A 2,157-nucleotide genomic window follows, 5' to 3' on the forward strand; every position below is an offset into this window, starting at 1 on the left:
TGGTTAGAGCGCACGCCTGATAAGCGTGAGGTCGGTAGTTCGAATCTACCCAGGCCCATTGGACTTACGCGATTCGTGGGTCCGATCCTCTCCAATTATCCTCTCCAATTGGAGAGGATTTGGGGACCCGGAGCCGCCCCCCCGGTACGTCTCCAGAGCCTTCCTGAGCCGGTCCTCGTCGGGCCGCTGGTAGCATTTGAGGACCGTCTGGGCGGTCTTCCAGCCGCCCAGATCGCAGAGGACCTTGAGCGGCAGGTCCATGAGGTCGGAGGCGAATTTCCGCCTCAGCGAATGCCAGCCGCGCCCCCACCTGGGATCGAGTCCTGCGCGCCGCTCGGCCTTCGTCCACCAGTCGCGCGCGAGCGAGCGGCTCATGCACGCGAACGGATCCTTCGGCGCCGGCATCACGGGCGCGTCCCCGATCCCGGGGTTGTGCCTCCGCGCCTCGACCAGAACGGCCTGTGCGATGGCGGTGATCGGCGTCCGGTGCTCGTACCCCGTCTTCTCGTGCTCGCCGCGCCACCGGATCATTCGGGAGTCGAGGTCGATGTCGGACCAGCGGAGCTGGCGGATCGCCCCGATCCGGTGGCCCGTTTCGTGCGCGAGCACGAGCGCCACCCGGAACCGCCACTCCACCTCGCCGGCCACGCGGAGCAACGCCTCGTACTCGGCCTGGGTGAGCACCACCCGGGTCGGATTCTTCTCGGACGGAGCCTTGAGGCCCCGGAGCGGATTCGATTCGAGGAGAAACCTTCCCTCCTCGTCCCTCGACCGCGCAGCCCAGTTGAGGATGGCGAGCAACAGCTTGAGGTCCTGCTGGATGGTCCGGTCGGCGGCGGGTTTGCCGCTCCGCCCCGCCTTGCCCGCGCGGCGTGCCCGGATGAAGCGGTCCCAGTCGCGCTGCGAGAGCGTCGCGGCCTTGCGGTGGCTTCCGAAGAACCGGAGGAACATCCTCATCGTGGCCCGGTCGTACTTCCGCGACCCTTTCGCCTTGGTGGGCGTCACCTCCTCACCGTAGATTTCAAACAGCGTCTTGAGGGCGAGCGGCTCGGGCTCGGCGTCCGCGGCCACCGGCTCCGCGATCCCGGCGGCGATCTCGTCGGCTTGCTTCTTGGCCCTGGCCCAGTCGCGGTGCCTCAGCGACCTGCGCAGCTTGCGTCCGCCTTCGCGCCACTCCACCTGCATGATGCCGGATTTGGGATCGGGGAAGACCCGCACCCGGTTCCGGCCCCACTCGCCGGCGCGGTAGACGCGCCGGCCACGTTTCGTGCGTGCCATCATTCGATTCCTTTTTCGATGATGGACCGCACGATCTGCCTGTTGGAAACCTCGCGGCGCCGGGGCTTCCCCGCCAGTCGCGGCCCGCGCGGCGCGTGGGCCTTCCGGGGAAGATCCTTGAGCGCGATCCTGGGCGCGCCGGGCCGTCCGGCGTTGGGGATCTTGCCGTCGCGGACGAGGCGTCCGAGGTGGTCGGCGGAGTATCCGCTCTCGCGGGAGGCCTCGACGAGCGAGAACGTGGTCTCGTCCCGCTCGACGAGCGTGGCTTCGAGGTCGTCGGCGCAGCGCTCGATCGCGGTGGCCGGGGTCTCGCCGCCGTACCTGCGGAGCGACTTGGCCCGTCTGCGCCAGGCGGCGGGCAGGCCCTCGACGGTCGGTCGATTGGTCACGCGTTTCATTCCCAGTCTCCCTCTGCGTCCCTGCGCAGCGCGTCGGCGAGGTCCCGGTCCCCGTCTCCCCGCCGTACGGACCGTTCGGCGAGATCGACGCGGCTGCCCAGGTCGGCCAGGCCCGTCGCTCGGCCGACGCCGTAGATGCCGGCGGCGACGGTCATGACGGCGAACGCCGCGTGCAGTCCCGCCGCGACGCCGTGCCGGGCGAGGATGAGCGGCCAGAGCGGCGCGAGGTAGTCGAGGCGTGACCCGCCGAGCAGGAACGCCGATCCGGCGAGCGCGGCGGTGAGTCCCGCGCTGATCTTCCAGGGCTGCATGCTGGTGGCTCCTTTGCGGTCAGAGTTCGACGGACGCCGGATCGCGGTCGGCGGGCCCCCTGAGCCAGGATCCGCCGTCCCCAGACCCCAGGCCGAGCTTGCGGAGCATGCCTTGGGCGGCCGGTCCGTTGGCGTGCATGGCGAACCCGGCGGCCGCCTTGGCGCGCAGC

At 70.1% G+C, this 2,157-nt stretch carries 3 protein-coding genes; all 3 read right to left on the reverse strand.

From position 1 onward, the window contains the following. Positions 1-45: 45 nt before the first annotated feature. From RN901_RS05865 to RN901_RS05875, 3 genes are read right to left on the reverse strand one after another with little or no spacing between them, the layout of a single operon-like run. Positions 46-1,278: a site-specific integrase gene (locus tag RN901_RS05865; protein ID WP_310756927.1), complete on the reverse strand. Its 1,233-nt coding sequence runs from the start codon at positions 1,276-1,278 to the stop codon at positions 46-48. Continuing rightward, the gene (locus RN901_RS05870) at positions 1,278-1,676 is read right to left on the reverse strand and encodes a hypothetical protein (protein ID WP_310756929.1); all 399 of its coding nucleotides are present in this window, start codon (positions 1,674-1,676) and stop codon (positions 1,278-1,280) included. The genes RN901_RS05865 and RN901_RS05870 overlap by 1 nt, the downstream gene beginning before the upstream one ends. Then, positions 1,673-1,987 carry a hypothetical protein gene (locus tag RN901_RS05875; RefSeq protein WP_310756930.1) on the reverse strand — a complete coding sequence of 105 codons (315 nt, stop codon included), beginning with the start codon at positions 1,985-1,987 and terminating at the stop codon, positions 1,673-1,675. Before RN901_RS05875 ends, RN901_RS05870 begins: the two co-directional genes overlap by 4 nt. Positions 1,988-2,157 lie beyond the last annotated feature (170 nt).

The organism is Candidatus Palauibacter soopunensis (genome assembly GCF_947581735.1).
Classification (GTDB): domain Bacteria; phylum Gemmatimonadota; class Gemmatimonadetes; order Palauibacterales; family Palauibacteraceae; genus Palauibacter; species Palauibacter soopunensis.